The sequence below is a fragment of the Candidatus Zixiibacteriota bacterium genome (genome assembly GCA_034003725.1).
Lineage (GTDB): Bacteria > Zixibacteria > MSB-5A5 > GN15 > FEB-12 > WJMS01.
Map to the genome: position 1 here is coordinate 66,900 of JAVEYB010000005.1, position 16,080 is coordinate 82,979.

Sequence of the window (16,080 nt, forward strand, 5' to 3'; positions counted from 1 at the left end):
TTCGCACTATGCCCTAATTTTACCCAAAAACGCGGAAGTCCGCCAGTCCCCGAATCAAGATTCACTTCTACACTCAAGGCAAGCGTAGAACCAGCAATCCTTCATCAAGTGCTGCCAAATATACGTAGTCGCCTACAATATCAACCCGGGTGCCGCCTAATCCACTCCCTGAATGGTTGGCGTAGTAATGGCCAATACGAGACGGCTGTGCCGGGTTAGATACATCAAGGACGAACAATCCCTTCTTGAGATAATGGACCGACGAGACGCAAGCGATGTTGTCTGACACATCAATACCACTCGCATTGAAACCGTCAGTCGGTTGGTAGGTACCGGTCAGCGTTGGTTGCGCCGGACTAGTTACGTCGAATATCTGCATTCTACCGCCGGAACCCGTGAATACTTGGTTTCCAAACACCTGAATTGCCCAGTCGTCTTTTGTGAATTGAGAAGACACCACAGTCGGAGTAGCCGGTGAGGAAACATTATAAACCGCTCCGCCGTCAAAATCGGCGATATACAGATAACCGTTTGTTGCAGCGATATTTCCTACCCGGCTGCGTGTAATGGCGCCAAGGTGTTGGGGTGAGGCGGGCGTCGAAACATCGATAATTTCGACGTATCCTTTGCCCGAGCTATCAGCGAAAGTACTAAGATACAATATGTTTCCATCGGCGCATAATCCCCAAAAGGCGGTTGTGCCTATCGTCAATACTTGCCCGATTGGCTGAATTACATTAGGAGTTGAAATGTCAAACACTTCAAGAACACGATCCCGTAAGAGAAACAGACTCGTACCGCGGAGCGTGAGATCCGAGACGCTGGAGGTTTGACGTGTGGCAGCCAAGTACGGCTGTGAGGGCGAAGCCACGTTTACGACTTGTATTCGGGCGCTGAAATTGGTTGAGCCGGCATTGAGTAGATATGCCCAATCTCCCGATACGGCTACGGTAGTAACAAACCCCGCAGTTGAGAATCGACCTACGAGTTGGACCTCTTGAATAGTCTTGAAGCTCCAGACAGGCCCGCTTCTCTCGTGCCCATGATTATCTTTCGCCACAATCTTCCAGTAGTAGGTCGTGTTGTAACTTAGCTGGTTGAACCAATCACCGCCAGTGGCCTGATACATTTGCTGCGTAAGATTGGATTTGACCAAGGGAGGATTCGTCCCGGTGCCGAAGTACAAGTCAGATGACACCGGGTCACCATCCGGATCGGAACACTGCCACCTCAGCGTAATACCGGCAGTATCCTGCCCGGTGGAGCCATTTGTCGGCACTGGATCGGAAGGGATGGTCGGCGCTTGGTTGCCAACGGTAGAGAAGCTCCAGACTGGACCACTCGCGGAGGCTCCTTTCACATCCGTTGCCGTCACTTTCCAGTAATAGGTTGTGGAAGTGGCTAGTTGACCGGGGGCGTATGAGGACGAAGCTTGATCGTTGCTTACGACTGGAGGTGGATTCGATGTACCAAGCGAGACATCATAGGTGATGGAGTCCCCTTCCGGATCGGAACATTGCCAGGCGAGTTGAGTGGTAGTTGATACATTTGAGGCCCCGCTGGCGGGATGCGGATTGCTTGGTGCGACCGGAGCTTTGTTGCCGCCGCCTGAATTGGTCCCTGAATCACCACTACTGCACGATACCAGCAGTAGAATGGCTACAATGGACATTATCGCTTTTGTCATGATCTGTTTCCTCCTGTGTCATTGAGAATTGATATTTGTTTCATAGTTTTCGCATAATTGCTTCGCACATCGGATAGTCCCTCTCGTCCGTACAAGTCCATCGTAGTCGCCTGACTGGCGTGTCCGAGAATGGACGAGAGCGTCTCAATGGAGCCGCCAGCATCTTTCCACAGGCGGGCGAAGGTATGGCGAAACAAGTGGCAGGTGAGCTTGGTACGGTTTGGGTCGGGGTGCTGTACGCCGGAGTCTATTCCGGCTCGTTCTACTATCCGGTTTAATTGCCTGCTGGATAATCGTCCGCCACTTCGACTGACAAATACATATCCCTCTCGTCTCCCGCCCATGCACTGTCCAAGCAGAAGGACCAAGTGATCGGTCAAAGGGACCAGCCTGGTCTTACCGCCCTTGCCGTTTCTGACGACTGCAAGTTGTTCTTGCAGGCGGATATCAGCGATTTCCAAAGAGACTACTTCTGAGCGGCGCAATCCGGTCTCAGCCATGAGGGTGAGCATGGTTTGGTCACGCAGAGAGCGCGTAGCGGCTAAGACTTTCCGTACTTCGACTCGGGTAAGGTGATATTCGGCTCGCGAATGGCGGCCGTTTCCGCCGTTACTGTTGGATAAAGGTTGTTTACTGTGCATACCGAATGACGGGAAGGTCACTTTGTTAGAGAAAGCTGACGTTGGATTCGTCTCCCGTGCTGCATCGGCCACGGGCTGTTTTGCGCTGTGGTCAGGGAAGAATCAGCGTCGGTTGCCGACTCGCACGCCATGGAATCATGACGACCAACGATGAGGCAGGAGATGGAGCAGGAAATACTGAATTGGCCTGAAAGGCCCGTAATTATTGATGATTCAAGGAGTTAGACTTGACAGGAAAGGTCACTTTCCTCTAAGATTAGGACATTGGGGATTCATTGTCAATCACAAAATAGCGGATCGTTTCATCCACAACATTTCAAGGCTTTGCCACCGCCCCCGGTCATTGTGACACTTGACGGGACCCGGGCATACTGGGTAGCATGCCCCTCCTGCAACGTCACATAGATGAACTGAAACGGATCCATCTCGCCGAAACCGGCGAAAACCTTTCTGATGAAGAAGCCTGGGCAATGGCAACAAGACTATTTACGTTAGCACGAACAATTTCTCAATATGACGACCACATCCAAGGCGGTAATTTACGCACGCAAGTCGACCGAATCGGAAGACCGTCAGGTACTCTCCATTGATTCGCAAGTAAAAGAATTGCAAACCTTTGCTGATAAGCAGTCACTCGCGGTCTCAGAAGTCTTGACGGAATCAAGGTCCGCTAAAGGTCCGGGTAGACCGATCTTTGACGAACTGTTTCGCCGCGTCCAGAGGCGTGAATTCGATACTATTGTCTGCTGGAAACTCGACCGACTGGCCCGCAATCCGCTCGACGGTGGGGCTCTCATTTGGGCACTGGATCAAGGACAACTGCAGCAAATAGTTACGCCATCTTCGAGCTATCGCAACTCTGGAAGCGATAAGTTTCTGATGCAACTGGAATTCGGGATGGCCAAGAAGTACGTGGACGATCTATCGGATAATGTTAGGCGAGGTATGCGGGCCAAAACTGAATCCGGTTGGTTTCCACACCTGGCGCCATTCGGATACTTAAATGATAAGGCAAGGAGAACAATCATCAAAGACCCAAAGCGATTCATGATGGTTCGACGCATGTGGGATATGATGCTCACGGGCAACTACACTCCCTCTCAGATCGCAAGCATCGCAACTGAACAATGGGGGGTGAAATCGAGGAAAAAGCATGATACGGCAAGTAAGGGGCTGTCACGTTCTGCTGTATACAACCTGTTTTCAAACCCCTTCTATTACGGGTTGATTGTGCGGGCAGATCAATCCGTTGTAGGGAAACATTCTCCGATGGTTACGAAGCAGGAATTCGACCGTGTGCAAAGTTTACTGGGCAGAGTTGACCGACCAAGAGCCAAGCGACATTCGTTTACTTATTCGGGTCTATTCAAATGCGGCAACTGCGGATGTTCTATCACAGCAGAGGAAAAACAGAAAACACTCAAGACGACGAGACAGACGGCCCGTTACGTATATTACCATTGCACTCGGCGCAAACCTGGGGTCGTTTGCAAAGAACCCGCCATCACAGAACAGGCCTTGGAAGCGCAGCTAGTACGATTTTTCGTATCAATCAAGCTGCCCGCACAATATACAAAATGGGTAGTTCAATGTTTGAACGAATTAGAAGAGGAAGAGCTCGATAAGGACCAAATTACGCAGCTATCGACCGAAAAACGATTGGCTCAGATCGATTCTGAACTATCGGCTCTTCTTGATTTGAGATTGAAGGGAATAGTATCGGACGTCGAGTACGTCGATAAGAAGCAGGCTCTGGAAGGCGAACAGCAAACGCTTCACACGAACAATACGAGAAAGCGGGACGTGAACGTGACTGCACTTTTCAAGCGAATCCTAAATCTATCGCAAGGAGCGGTCGAAGTAATCGAAAAGGGGGACCCTACCGCCAAGAAAAGCGTTGTCAACGCAGTGTGTTCGAACCGAACACTTCTGGCAGGAAAACTCGCTATTCAAGCGCAAAAACCGCTTTCATTCTTGACTTTCGGCAAGACCGTTGGTAACGCCGATACGGGTAGGTTAGAACCGTCAATAAGCGGCTATGGACAGCGCAGAAGCGGGGATGCAAAATTACACAATCCTGTGTGGTGGGCCAGACTCAACGAAGTTAGAACTTGGGTCAGAGAGCATCTTGAGGAACTGTCTGGAATTGATGACCTTGTGGCGTCTAACATACAGGAAGGAAAGTGATTTGTCAAAGTCGACGGGCACGGGAATTCAATCGCCGAGTTCAAGCAAGAAAGTGGACAGTCACTGGGCTGATGATATGAACTGGATGTGAGGTTTATTCTCATTTACAGTTTCAATTATGATCCTTGGGGGACAAGCTGAGTCAGAGTTCCATATCTTAAGAAACATCCAGTCCCGAGTCTCTGAAGGGGAATCCCCATGTTGAAGAAAAAAAGGGCCTGAAACTAACGTCTCAGACCCTCATGCTAAAGAACAGGTAGAGCTTCAGGCAGCTTGCCTGAGCAACAGACCAGCCCGCCGTTCAAGATCGACGCGCGCGTCGATGTGCGAGTACGTTCTTGCCCGAGCGGTCAGCCCCTGAATCATGCCCCACAGAGTGGTCGGGTCTTCACCCTCGGCCATCCCCTGATTCCAGGCGTCAATGACTTCCTTCTTGGAAAATGGCTTCGATGAAAGGGAAACCAAGGCGTCATCGAGATTGTCACCGGTTTTTTGACGCATGGCGTTGTCCACGACTTGTCTGATCGTGTTGCCGACCGTTCTGCTTTCAACGAACCGATTGAGTGCCGGGATTGCATCGGAGTGGAAGCGGTCAAGCGCCTTGGCACGATGCACGATTTTGAGTTCGTACAAATCCTCAGCTCCCCATACCACTCCATTCCCGCAAACGTGATTGTAGAGGAATGTGGTCAGCCCGAACGTGGCGGCCCCGGTCTCGGAGTTCCACACGAAGAACCCGCGGCTGAGCTTGGCATTTCCGACCTCCACCGGCGACTCGTCGTTGACCAGAAACGCGAACATGTCGCGATCCGAGGCATAGAGTCCGGTAGGCTCGTTGTCATGCCCCGGCGGCAATTTCCAGCCGGTCCCGGCCACCGCTTCTTTGAGCGAAGCGACAACATCATTATCCCAGATTCGGCCATAGTTGGGACCTGTGAATGCCGCGACGGTCTTGTCGCTTCCGCCGTTCCGATAGAGCAGTTTGGCTCCGGCATCCCTCTCGCCAAGACCCCAGCGCATACACTCGATGACAGTGCGGGGCGGCAGGGTCCGGAGATACCTGGCCGGAGCTCCAATCGATGTACAAAGCTGATTGAACGACCAGTTTGTCAGCAGCGCTGGCTCCTCATGGCCGTTCAGGGCGATGCCGAGCCGGTCGGTAACGTCAAGGTGAATATCCACCAGTTCGGTGACTTGCTCTTGCGAGGCTGCCTTAAGTCGACTCGTGTGGTCCTGCAGGCTTTCCAGGTCGGCAAAGCGCTCATCCGGTGGACGGGTGTGCCACTGACGATGCGCGTCGTAGAGATTCTGTGTCATCAGTCATCACCTCCTTCTCAGTTGACAAGCTCCTTCGGCTTGGTTGAGGTTTCGCGGGTCAGCCGCTGGATCAGGATGCTCGCCTCGGATACGGTGGCGTCTTCCAGTCGCTTGACACTGAGTTGGTCACAGAGAAAGCGTTCCACGTCCTCGGCAGACGCTCCCTGCTTTTCGAGCAGGGTATACAGCTTCTTCTTCTGCGCCTCGGTGATGGGCTTCGGGTTTGACGACGATCTGGACGTCGCTGAAGCGGTAGTGGACAGGCTGTCTTTCTGGTCAGTTCTGGAGTATGGTGGGAAGTCCCCGAATTCCTCTAGAGAAATGGCTCCGATGTTCACGGCGTCCCGTAGCGCCCTGGCCTTTGCTCGCGTAAGTGCCACGCGAATGATGTGCGGCACTGCGCCAGATCTGACATTATCGGGGTTGGCATCCCCGCAATCCATGAACACCCCGCGGCCGGTGGTCACAGTGGCGGTACAGATCGCCGTCATGCCGTTTTCTCGGGTGGGCATTTGATCGATACGGGTCTCGATGCGCTGGAGCCCCTGTTCGTGGGCTTTGGAGAGAAGCCCGGCATAGGTAACGATGTCGCGCGTGGACACGTTCCCGTCGTCGTCGGTCACGTCGATGGTGGTGACCAGGTTTTCGTTCGGCATTACTGCCTCCTTGAAAGTTGGATTGTGAAAGAACGATGGTTTACAGCACCGTTCAGTCTACCCAACCGTCAGGAGACGACTAGCACCGGGGGCGGGCAAGGCGTGGGGATAAGCGAGATCCGAAGGGAATCGACAGGAGAGCATTTGATATACGATAGTTATCGGATATGTTGCTGGTAGTTGTTATAAACAACTGAGGCGACAGCATAGTTTACAGTAAGTAATGACAGGTCCATTGCATGGAATATTGACTATGTCCATATGCCAATATCGTGATTGACACCGTGCTTAGATCGCATAGGAACCGGTTATTGGACATGTCTGAGTCACGTCCCTCAGTAGCATGACGTGTTTTCTGGCACGACTTATGCCGACGAATAGTAGTTTTCTGCTTCGCGCATAGTCTTGCGAATCACCTGGCAAAGCGAATGGCGCTGAGTGATTATTCTGAAACAGGATTACTCCGTCGAATTCTTTTCCTTTGGCTTTGTAGGTCGTCATGACATGTATACCTCGATTCGGCTGAACATCGTGCCCCATCTGAGCTTCATTGATTGCGCTATCGAGAACGCCACGAGCACCACGATAGTCTCCAGCCTCCTGCCATCTTCGAGTAAGCCCTGCAGATATCAGCCTCCCTCTGTTAAACGCCATGAGGTATTCGGCTTGTCTACCAATTGCCTTGATAGGACCTGCTTCAGATTCGAGTAACAGAGATCGAACGAAAGTCCAATCTTGTTCAGGATTGCCAGAAAAGTGACTGTGCTGTATTGCACTAGTGATTTTAAGGAATTCCGGCATTACCTTGCCCCGATTCGGAATGCTACCGTCTTCAAGCGATGCACACCATCGATCATATTTGAGAACTTCTGCGTGGTTGCCCTTTGCCCTCTCCAAGTTCCGCATCAATTGCAGACCTTGAAGCAGCGTGGCTTGTTCTTCATTTGCAGCTGGCTCCATCATAAATGCGATGAGCCTGCTAGAAAGATAAGTGGCAGTTTCATCGAATTGAACTCGGTGAGCAATGCCAGGCTGCTGATTATTGCCTCTAAGGGCATTCGATACAATTCTGACGCCCTTGCCCCAGGAGGACAAGATTGCGATATTGGCTGGTTCTTCCCCTGTGTCATCCTTTATTCGCTCATTAAGAATTCCGACAGCTTGACGAATCCTGCGATCCCTAGCGTTGGCTCTTGGCTGATAGGAGAGGCAAGAAACGCCGGGAAACTCCCGATTTAAGCTGCCATTACTTAGTACCGCGCGGGCACAGGCATTGATGCTAGTTGCTGAATTACGGTGATTGAGACTGGCGAAGTCCACCTCCGTTGGACTCAGAGCCTCCCTAATGTCTTGAATCCTCTCGGCCGTCACATCCGGCCGGTAGTCGTGAATCTGTTGGTCCAAATCTGCCAATAGCAGCGTCTGGGTCCCAGGAGCTAGCTGTCTGATGCATTCCCATTGTATCGAGTCCGTATCTTGAGCTTCGTCTACAACCAGAAGAGGGTGCTTACCAGTATAGTGATCCCTCAACGACCTGCTCCCCACGAGCAATTTCAAAGCGAGCGGCGCGAACAGATCGAAGGCGACGCGTCCCTCACTATAGAATAGTGCCTCACGCTCTCTCAACCATCCACCGTCGTCCTTCGCTCTACCCTGTCGAAGAGCGTCTTCGTCGTGTGGGGCAAATACCGTTAGCTTACGTGGAGCTCCCAGCAAGTAGCCATGTGTCTTAAGAATCTCCCAAAACCATGAATGGAAAGTCTGAATAGTAAGTTGACGGGAAAACCCCCTTGTTGGTATCTGTGTCGATGCGGTCTGTAGAATACGGGCCACTGCTGCACGAGAGAAGCTAAGAAATATGACTGTCTGCCCAGACGACAATCCTCCGGCTCGAATGAATCTATGTGCTTTATGTAGCGCTGTTAGTGTCTTTCCACTCCCTGGTCCGCCTAGCACCAATAGATGTCCACTTGACTCAAATACCCTTTGATGTAGCTGTGTCTCTTCAAAACTCATTCTTCATCACTACCCTCACCTGAAGATCCCTCCCCTACAGTGCTGTCGTTCCGGTCCGAATCAATCGTTACATCTAAACGTGCAACCTCACTTGGCTTAGGGAAGCGAGCAAACACGTCGGACAAGAACACTCTAACAGTCGTGGGAAGGGCAGCGACATCGCAACTACCCACAAGACGAGCTGCATGATTGTCGCCCTTGCGACTCTTCAGAACTTCAAACAACAGTCTCCTAACCTCGTCATCAGCAGGCTGTGACGCCGGAACAACTACGCCACTTGGTAAGCCTCCTTCGGTCGACAGATCATTGAGGAATGACCACTGCTTCTCGATACCTACCTCAGCGATGAGCATTGCTTCAATGCCAGTGAAATCGGTTTGCTTGTGCATCGTGAATGCCGTCTCAATCGCACGAGACTCACCATCACCTCGATCACGATTATCGTAGAAGGCAAACACCTGCAAGCCAAGCGAAAGGAAGAACGAACCGTACGCGGACAAATTGCCCTCTCCATCAGAATTGAAGAACGAAACGCCCGAGAGATCAAACGGGTAGTATCCTGCATCAGAGTTCTCCATAACTGCGGCCGCAGACCTCAGCACCTGATACTCGACCAAACCTTCTCCAACAATGACGGCTTGTCCGAGAATTGCCTCTGAAATTGAGTGTCGTAGCTTCCTCCGAAATAGCTTCGGCTTAAGTCCCGATGATACACTCAACTCTTGGCTCTCCACTTTACCGGAGTCGTCTCTTCGCAATATACGGATTTGCTCTGGTTCAAATTTCTCGATGACATATGGAGAATGGGACGTTATGAAAGCCTGTGTAGTGCTTCCTGTCAGATACGACACGATCCGTCTTTGCGTGTGAGGAGGTACAGCGATCTCTGGCTCCTCCATCGCGAAAATTATGTTCTCTTTCTTCAGTTCAGCAATTGCCGATAGAAGAGCGAAGACGAGCGTGTTCAACGTACCAGTGCCCAATCGTTGAAACGGAACCGGCTGCTGGTCAACCGAAGTGGACATGAAGAACGCCAACGTCTTGCGTAGGTGATCCCTTGTGAGTTGTGACACATACAAATGCGTCGATTTACCACTTCCGTCTAGCGGAATGTATTGCTCGATTCTGGCTTCGATATTCTCCAGCACGCTCCGCAATGTTCCTATGGAGTCATCGAGAGGTGGATCCAACTCAAGCAACCGTGAGCGTGTGTCTTCCCAGAGTCGAGGCCTAATCTCCCCGATACGCAACAGAAGGTCCAGTAGAGTGCCTCTTTCAAGGCTCAAGGCTCTATTGCCTGTCCTCAGAGCGCGAAGATACAAGAAGCCAATGGCTCGTTTTGCTGGCCTGTATACCTCAGTTAGGTCGTCTCCTTCTTCATCCGGACTATGGGCATAGAATGTCCTGGCTTCGAATTCATCCTCATCGGCGTTATACTGTCCGACAAAGCGTAGACGAAGGCACTGCTGCACATTGGCATTGTCGGTTTCTTCGATCTCGCCGCGCTCCAGAATACGGCGTTCAGCCTTGTGCCAAAACTCCAGATTGCGGCTGAACCTGTTCGCTGCTTCCTGCGACAAGTCAATAAGTACGGCCTCTATCGTAATCTGTAACGGTTCATCATCATTGTCTAAGTACTCGCCATTGTAAAAGTCCCATTCATCAATCGGGGAGCTACCGCGCAACCTCTCGGGTCCGAGCAGCAAGTCCAATGCCTCACAAATCGTAGATTTTCCGACATTGTTTCGGCCAACCAAAAGCGTGTGTCCACTGAAGTATAATTGAGCATGCTTGATGTTCCGGAATCTATCTATTGTTAGGCGAACAATCTTCATATGTTACCCCTTACTTATTCTCCAAGCCCTCAGCGTTGGCCGTAATAGTGAATCGAGCTATTATTCCGTCCTGAGCTTTTCATATACCTCATCAAACATCTTCTCTTTTATGAAGCTGCCGAACTCGGCGTTTTCGACGATCTTCTTGTAGATGTCGAAATTGGATTCAACCATCGCGTGGAGTTGTGCCTCGAAGATGTGGGCAAAGACCAGTTTCAGAGCTTCTTTCGTGTTAGTCTTTGCGCTTTGTGACAAGGTCTCATTTCCGGCAAGTCTGGTCTCAAGCTCCGCGAAGAACACCCTGTCGCCTTCAGTGAAGTCGGTCCCGAAGCGCTTATTTACTTCCTCGATTATGCGGGATAGGAATTCCCTCTCGTCGGTTCCGCGTCCTGTCCCGAGGCCCTCAATAGGCTTGAGTTCACCTGTAGTTTTCTCTAATTCGATACTGCCACTGGATATCTGCTGGATGCGATAGGTATCCATATTCACGTTTTCGGTGATTTCGACCGGCAGTCGTTCTTTGTCCGATGGGAGCTTGCGGGCCAGTATTCGCAAATAAGCATATAGCTTCTCCAGGCCCACGTCCTTGAATGAAATAATCTGTGACAGGAAGGCGTAGAGGCGAATGTAGTTCTTGACCTGGTCACGGAAGTCAAACCGTTCTTTCTTCTCACGCTTGATGTATTCCTCCACAATCGGATCAAGCAGGGGGTGGAGTTTCTCCGGTGTGGCGCCTTTTCTGAAGAAAACTGATGCGAATGCGTCAACGTCGCCTTTATCGAATAGGCCAAATTCGAGGATCGTCCTCTCCAAGTCATAGAGCTTGTTGGGGTCGGTCGGCTTTGTCAGAATTGCGCGGTCATAATATGGCTGGAATGCCTTTTGTATCTCATCCTCGTGGTTTGCAAAATCCAGGACGAAGACCTCGGTCTTGCCCTTGCTCTGATAGGTCCTGTTCAGACGGCTCAGTGTCTGAACGGCCATGACACCGCCAAGCTTCTTGTCGACATACATCGTGTGCAGTAGAGGTTGGTCGAAACCGGTTTGGAACTTGTTTGCGACGATGAGGAACTTATACTCGGGCAGTTTGAAGGTTTCGGCGGTTAATTTGTCGTTTCTCAGCCCATTCATCCCGGGCTCTGTGTACTCCTGCCCTGAGTCCGCCACAGTGCCTGAGAAAGCGACCAGAGTCTTGATTGGGTATCTGTTCTTTCGGATGTACTCGTCGAATGCTAACTTGTAGCGAACCGCGTGAAGTCGCGAACGGGTTACCAGCATTGCCTTCGCGTAACCGTCGATTTGGCGGAAAACATGTTTAAGAAAGTGCTCGATTATGAGTTCGGTCTTTTCGCCTATGGCGTGCTCGTGTAGCTCCACGTATGACCGAAGTAAGGCGATTCCCTTCTTCTTCTCGTACTGCGGGTCGTTCTCGATCTTCTTGGTAAGATTAAAATAGGTCTGAAACGTGGTGTAATTCTTCAATACGTCGAGAATGAAGCCTTCTTCGATAGCCTGGCGCATGGAATAAAGGTGGAAGGGGGCAAAAGAACCATCATCGTTGCGAGTGCCGAATAGCTCCATTGTCTTTTCTTTTGGAGTAGCCGTAAACGCGAAAAAGCTGATGTTCTTAGGGCGTCCGCGGCTTTCCAGTTCCCGAAGTACGGCCTCCTCGTCGGTGAGTTCTTGCTCTTGTTCGTTCTCTTGTTCTGCCTCTTCGAGCGATCCGAGTGCCTTCTTAAGGCTCTTCGTACTCTCGCCGGTTTGTGAGGAGTGAGCTTCGTCGATTATGACAGCGAAATTCTTGGATGCCTGTTTGGAAATCTCGTCTACTATGAACGGGAATTTCTGGAGTGTCGAGACGATGATCTTCTTGCCGGATTCGAGGGCTTCACGAAGTTGGGCCGAACCCTGGTCGATTGCCGCTACGACGCCCGAAGTCTGCTCGAACTGCTGAACCTCATCGCGCAACTGCTTGTCAATGACACGCCGGTCCGAAATAACTATTGCAGAATCGAATATTTTCTGATCGGCAGCGTCGTGCAGGCTGGAGAGACGATGCGCCAACCACGAAATTGTCTTTGTCTTGCCGGAACCGGCGCTATGCTGAATCAAATAGTTGTGCCCGACACCGTTGTTCCGGGCATGACCAATTATCCCCCGTGTAGCGTCAAGCTGGTGGTATCGCGGGAAGATGAGCGCCTCGGACTGCTTTTCCTCGCCCTGTTCGTTTGTGCTCGTCTCCACCGAAAGCAACATGAAATCCGAGATAATCTGCAAGAGACTGTCTCTCTGAAGTACCTCTTCCCAAAGATAAGAGCTACGAAATCCGCTCTTATTGATTGGGTTGCCTGCTCCGCCCTCGAAACCTTTGTTGAACGGCAGGAAGTGAGTCGTCCGACCGGCCAGACGGGTAGTCATAAACACCAGGTCGTTGTCTACTGCGAAGTGAACCAGGCAGCGCTTGAAATGGAACAGGGGTTCGCGCGGGTCGCGGTCGTAGCGATACTGCCGTATCGCATTCTGGACATTCTGCCCGGTCAACTGGTTTTTCAGTTCCAAGGTGATGATCGGGATGCCGTTCAGGAAAAGCACCGTGTCGAGGGACTGTCCGGTGTTCTCGCTGAATTTGACCTGCCGCATTATCGAAAAGACATTGCTCCGGTACAGCCGAGCGTGTTCGGGATTCATGCGACTTTCGGGTGCGAAATAGACAAGCTGAAAGCGTGAACCGTAGTCACTGACGCCCTTTCTTAGCACGTCCAAAACGCCCCACTTTTCGATCTCTTGGGTCAGGCGATACACGAAGTTGGCCCTCACCTGATCGCCGTGCTGTTGCTTCAGCTTCTCCCACTCTTTGGGCTGAGTCGCGAAGATGAACTCAAAAAGCAACTCCTCATCCAGGCAGGATTGGGTGGTGTAGTGCCTCGGATTCCGCGCAAGATAGCCGGAGCCGGTCAGTACCTGCTCGATATGTGATTCAAACGCTTTTTCTGATGTATCCATATTTACCTATATTCTATCACATGATTCCGGCATTTTACAGGATTTCCGATATCAAAGAAGCCTGCTCTAATTGAATCGCACACCAAGAGCCCTCAACATCTGGAAAGTATTGATATAAGGTACACCAAACGCATTGCAGACATTGGGTATCGGAACCTTTCTTCTCACGTCGGGGGCGAGCTCCTCGTGTGTAACCACTGTGTACCCTTTCGCCCTGGCAAATGCCACCAACCATCCATCTGCGCCTTGAGCAAAATCGGCCTTAGCCGCACCTGAAAATTGAACTTGGCCGGTGACCCAAGTGATGATTTCCGCATATGACTGAGTCACGTCATTGCTGTCGGTAGATGCGAATGCATCTGCAAAATTGTTTTCTGCCCAGTCGGCCAGTTCGTCTTTGCCTTTTGCCAATTCATCGGCCACTTTGTCAATACTCCTAATTTGCTCAGCCGCTGCGCAGTCGATCAAACTTTGCCAGAAACCGGGAGCCAAATCAAAGGCATAGTACCGGCGGGCAGCCTCGATGAATACATTAGCATCGAGCACATATGAAACCGAGTCATTCAACGCGACACTCCAAGCCCAAGGCGTTCCGCGTACTGCTCAAAAGTGCTTCCGTGTAATCCGGTCAATCTGTAAGCGTCACTAAACAGCAGCTTACCTTCGCGAGTGGCCTGGATAACGGCTCGCGAAAAACGACGGCCGAGCCGTAGATTCTGGGTTGCGTAAAAATCGCCGCCTCCGCTCTTCTGAGAAGACTCTCGAATCTGGTCCGTATACTCCTGATAAAAGGCAAAGAAGCGAGCTCTATCTATCAAATCCAGGTCCAGAAGCCTGCGAGCAGCAACAATTTGACTAACCTTGAAGTGTCTGGCAATGTCTTGAAATGGAGCATGTGATTGATCGAGAGTAGCCCAAACGTCTCGCAAGGAATCCGCAGGCACGAGGAATTCAGCTGCAGCTTCGTTGCATGCTCTCTCGATAGCATCATCAGCAGGCTGCAATCTCCTGAGATCAAAAGCTGCACTGCGGCCAAAAAAGACATGAGCTAGCTCGTGCGCTAGAGTAAACATCTGAGCGGCTTTTCCATCAGCCCCGTTGACGAAGATTAGCGGTGCAAAGTCATCCACGAGTACAAATCCGCGGAATTCCTCAACATCCAGCTTCCGATGTGTGTTGTTACCAACAATGCCGTTGACTACAACCAGAACGCCACTTACTTCAATAGCTTCGCGTAAGGCGGAAAGGGCATCGGTCCAGGTGCGATGGTTGGATGCCCAGTTGTTATCGAGTCCCAAAGCTCGACGCATTCTCTCCGCGACCGACGTTGCTCGCGCACGTGTGTTTGCTGTGCGCACGATTGTCAACTCCTCCGCACCCTGATCCATCAGGAAGTCTCTCATCCAGGACTGTCTTCGCTGCATTATCTGTACCGTTTCAATCAAGTCCGGACTGGGTCTGGTAGGTGTATCTTCCCGTATAGTTCGATAGTGCGGAATAGGCAGTCTTTCTTCAGGTGGCCTCTCTAGAAAGAAATAACCGAGTGGAGTCAGCGTTGCCTTTGCCAAAGATTCTAATTGCCGAAGAGTAGGCTGATTTTCACCTGTGGCCCAGTCTTGGATTTTTGGGAATTTCTCCCTCAAATCCTCGAATGTCCGTCCACTGCGGTCGAGCGCCCAGCGTAATATCTCTTCTTTGACTGCTACTCTACTCAAGAGATTAGACCTCGGTTACAATTATCATCATCTGTTTTTCCATCAACCTTCTGCTCCCTCCCACTCAGGCATATCACCAAACAGGGCGATTCCGTCACTGCCGACTTTCTTGTCTTTGGTCGTGGACAAGTCCCGAACCGCTTCGACCGCACTACTCGGATTCTCATAAATCCGTCTGAGCAGTCCCAATTCAAGTCGCCATTCTCGGTAATATGGCCGGATCGGTGGGCCGAAGTTCTCCCAATAAAACGGAAGTAACGGGGATGCGACGAATTCGGTACCGTCCTGAGTCCTGCTTCGAGATGTACCGAATTCACGGAGACAATCTATTACACCCCGATAGTAATGATCGAAGAACGCATTGTCTTCAATCTCCCATGATACGGGTCCAGCTTCGTCGTCGGGAGGAGGATCATCCAACAGAACCGAGATCGGATTGGCATGCAGGGATGTGATGCAAGCGGATGAGGTCAGCGGTGCTACACCTTTAATTTGTGTGACAGCAGCCGCCTGGTTCTTTGCTTCCGAAATCAGCGACTGGTCGTAGGAATTCGATCTACCCTTTGCCTCGATGACATGCCAGTCATTATTCAGTCCGCGCCCGGCCAAGTCACCACGCTTACTACTGCCCGATGTTGTAGTCAATGCACCACTTGCACGCAATCCGTCGACGTGTGCCAACCAGACTATTCCCAACTTAGATTGCGCGATCAGTTTGGCGAATGCCATACCATACCAATACGTCGTTGCGCCTTTCTCCGACATATCGAGATTCTGGTAGTCCGGTGATACGTATAGCCCATGTTTGCCACCTTCAAGAAACGAAAACGCCGACAGGGCAATGCCAAATCGGTGCAAAAGCGGTCGCCAACCAAACCGCCAGGGGTAAGGAGCCCTCTGGAAACCAACGGTGATTATAGCCCGCAAAACCGCTCTTCGCGGCGTGTTCAAGTTGTGACTACCGTTCATCGGAGCGTACGCTCCTGTGAAATTCCTACATGTGACGGCGACGAACGACAAGCC

10 protein-coding genes are annotated in these 16,080 nt (G+C 51.3%); 1 reads left to right on the forward strand and 9 read right to left on the reverse strand.

Annotation, left to right across the window (positions count from 1 at the left end; translation table 11 throughout):
- Positions 1-73: 73 nt before the first annotated feature.
- Positions 74-1,687 (reverse strand): hypothetical protein, encoded by a 1,614-nt coding sequence (locus RBT76_07660; GenBank protein ID MDX9857649.1) that lies wholly within the window; start codon positions 1,685-1,687, stop codon positions 74-76.
- Between the two features lie 1,154 nt (positions 1,688-2,841).
- Here RBT76_07660 and RBT76_07665 point away from each other — a divergent pair.
- The gene (locus tag RBT76_07665) at positions 2,842-4,515 is read left to right on the forward strand and encodes a recombinase family protein (protein MDX9857650.1); all 1,674 of its coding nucleotides are present in this window, start codon (positions 2,842-2,844) and stop codon (positions 4,513-4,515) included.
- Between the two features lie 264 nt (positions 4,516-4,779).
- Here the strand turns inward: RBT76_07665 and RBT76_07670 are convergent, their stop codons facing one another.
- From RBT76_07670 to RBT76_07705, 8 genes are all read right to left on the reverse strand, one after another.
- On the reverse strand, positions 4,780-5,832 hold the full coding sequence (locus tag RBT76_07670; protein MDX9857651.1) for a hypothetical protein: 1,053 nt from the start codon (positions 5,830-5,832) through the stop codon (positions 4,780-4,782).
- Positions 5,833-5,849: 17 nt separating this feature from the next.
- Positions 5,850-6,488 (reverse strand): hypothetical protein, encoded by a 639-nt coding sequence (locus RBT76_07675; GenBank protein MDX9857652.1) that lies wholly within the window; start codon positions 6,486-6,488, stop codon positions 5,850-5,852.
- Between the two features lie 288 nt (positions 6,489-6,776).
- The gene (locus RBT76_07680) at positions 6,777-7,808 is read right to left on the reverse strand and encodes an ATP-binding domain-containing protein (GenBank protein ID MDX9857653.1); all 1,032 of its coding nucleotides are present in this window, start codon (positions 7,806-7,808) and stop codon (positions 6,777-6,779) included.
- Positions 7,809-8,500: 692 nt separating this feature from the next.
- Positions 8,501-10,339 carry an AAA family ATPase gene (locus RBT76_07685; protein MDX9857654.1) on the reverse strand — a complete coding sequence of 613 codons (1,839 nt, stop codon included), beginning with the start codon at positions 10,337-10,339 and terminating at the stop codon, positions 8,501-8,503.
- 60 nt (positions 10,340-10,399) lie between these two features.
- A complete protein-coding gene (locus RBT76_07690; protein MDX9857655.1) occupies positions 10,400-13,342 on the reverse strand; it encodes a type I restriction endonuclease in 2,943 nt (980 codons plus the stop codon).
- A 66-nt stretch (positions 13,343-13,408) separates the two neighbouring features.
- The gene (locus RBT76_07695) at positions 13,409-13,909 is read right to left on the reverse strand and encodes a DUF4411 family protein (GenBank protein MDX9857656.1); all 501 of its coding nucleotides are present in this window, start codon (positions 13,907-13,909) and stop codon (positions 13,409-13,411) included.
- Positions 13,906-15,057, reverse strand: coding sequence for an ImmA/IrrE family metallo-endopeptidase (locus tag RBT76_07700; GenBank protein ID MDX9857657.1), 1,152 nt, complete (start codon positions 15,055-15,057; stop codon positions 13,906-13,908). Before RBT76_07700 ends, RBT76_07695 begins: the two co-directional genes overlap by 4 nt.
- Positions 15,058-15,099: 42 nt before the next feature.
- The gene (locus RBT76_07705; protein MDX9857658.1) at positions 15,100-16,026 is read right to left on the reverse strand and encodes a hypothetical protein; all 927 of its coding nucleotides are present in this window, start codon (positions 16,024-16,026) and stop codon (positions 15,100-15,102) included.
- Between the last annotated feature and the right edge of the window lie 54 nt (positions 16,027-16,080).